The organism is Methylobacterium sp. WL18 (assembly GCF_008040015.1).
Taxonomy (GTDB): Bacteria; Pseudomonadota; Alphaproteobacteria; order Rhizobiales; family Beijerinckiaceae; genus Methylobacterium; species Methylobacterium mesophilicum.
The window spans coordinates 1-1,444 of sequence record NZ_VRVD01000914.1; the positions used below are offsets into that span (position 1 = coordinate 1).

The window sequence follows — 1,444 nt, forward strand, 5'->3', positions numbered from 1 at the left end:
CCACCGAGCCGATCCCGAAGAACGCGCCGTGGTTCAGCGCGGTGACCAGCCGGGCGACCACCAGCATGGCATAGCTGTCGGCGATGGCCGCGAGCAGGTTGCCGAGCGTGAAGATCGCCATCAGCCCGACCAGCAGCCGGCGCCGCGGCACCCGGGCCGCGGCCAGCGTCATCAGCGGCGCCCCGACCTGGACGCCGAGCGCGTAGGCGCTGACCACCAGGCCGGCGGCGGGAATCGAGACGCCGAGATCCCCGGCCATGAGCGGCAGCATGCCCATCGGGGTGAACTCCGTGACGCCGATGCCGAAGGCGCCGACCGCCAGGGCCAGCAGGGGAGGATTGATCGCCATGAGGAGGCTCCGGTTGTTCCGGAGACGCACGTGACGGATTCGGCGTGAGGGGAGTAGCCCAGTGGCGGGACCGAGATCTGTGCGTTTCAGTCATAAATCCCAGTGGGAGGGACGATCAGCGGGTCCGTCACCCGCTTGCGCGGCCGGGCATGCGACCGACCCACAGGATTGCGGATTGTTGCACTCAGTGGTACAGATACCAGTCATCGCGGTCCGGGCCGGTGCGATGATTCTGGGCTTTCACGATGCGCTCACACAGGCTGTTTTCGCCGGGCGTTGCCCCAAAGGTTTTCCGGCCGACCTATTCAAAGCGACACGCCGCAAGCTCATCGCATTGAATGCCGCAACGTCGCTCGACGACCTCAACGATCGACCGGGGACCAGGCTTCATCCGTTGAGCAGGGATCGCGTGGGTCAGCACGCTATCGCGGTCAACGACCAATTCCGCATCTGTTTCATCTGGACCGCCTCCGGTCCCGACCGGGTCGAGTTCACCGACTATCACTGAGGCATTCGGCCTTGCCCGAGGGTGTCATGACGACCACCGACGACAAGATTCATCCCATGGCACACAGCGCCGAAACCATCGCCGATCTGCGCCGGATCTTCGACCGGGCGGAGGCGTTCGATGCGCATCCGCCGGTCCACCCCGGCGAGATCCTGCGCGAGGAATTCATGGCCCCCTTCGGCCTCTCGGCCGGCGCCGTCGCGCGCGCACTGGGGCTGCCGCGCTCGCGGATCGAGCGGATCGTGAAGGAGGAGATCGGCATCAGCACCGATACGGCGCTCCGGCTGGCCCGGCTGTTCCGGACCTCGCACCAGTTCTGGCTCAATCTGCACATGCAGTTCGAGAGCGAGACGCTGCTCTCGGCCATCGGCGACGAGCTCGCCCGCATCACGCCCGTCCCGGACGCCGCCTGAGTGCCTCGCCGGAGGTCGTCCGGTCCGCGCCTGCACATGGCCGAATCGCCGGCCGATCGTTAGGCCGGCGCGGCGGATCGGGATCCGTGCAGGGGTGTCACGCATGCAGCGCGACGGGGTCGACCGCGCCGGGGACATGGCCGTGTTCGTGGCGGTGGCGGAGGCCGGCAGCCT

The 1,444-nt window shown here is 67.7% G+C and carries 3 protein-coding genes; 2 read left to right on the top strand and 1 reads right to left on the bottom strand.

Annotated elements, in window-relative coordinates:
* The coding region (locus tag FV228_RS29635) for an MFS transporter (protein ID WP_147857714.1) at positions 1–349 on the bottom strand (349 nt) is incomplete at its 3' end.
* A gap of 226 nt (positions 350–575) precedes the next feature.
* Between FV228_RS29635 and FV228_RS29640 the strand changes: the two genes are divergently transcribed.
* Both FV228_RS29640 and FV228_RS34925 read left to right on the top strand, forming a co-directional pair.
* Positions 576–857 (top strand): type II toxin-antitoxin system RelE/ParE family toxin, encoded by a 282-nt coding sequence (locus FV228_RS29640; protein WP_147857715.1) that lies wholly within the window; start codon positions 576–578, stop codon positions 855–857.
* Positions 858–883: 26 nt separating this feature from the next.
* Entirely contained in the window at positions 884–1,270 is a 387-nt protein-coding gene (locus tag FV228_RS34925; RefSeq protein ID WP_308447713.1) for a HigA family addiction module antitoxin, read from the top strand.
* Positions 1,271–1,444 lie beyond the last annotated feature (174 nt).

Coding starts and splice junctions, on each gene's coding strand:
- FV228_RS29640 (WP_147857715.1), top strand. CDS start 576: ATGATTCTGGGCTTTCACGATGCGCTCACACAGGCTGTTTTCGCCGGG.
- FV228_RS34925 (WP_308447713.1), top strand. CDS start 884: ATGACGACCACCGACGACAAGATTCATCCCATGGCACACAGCGCCGAA.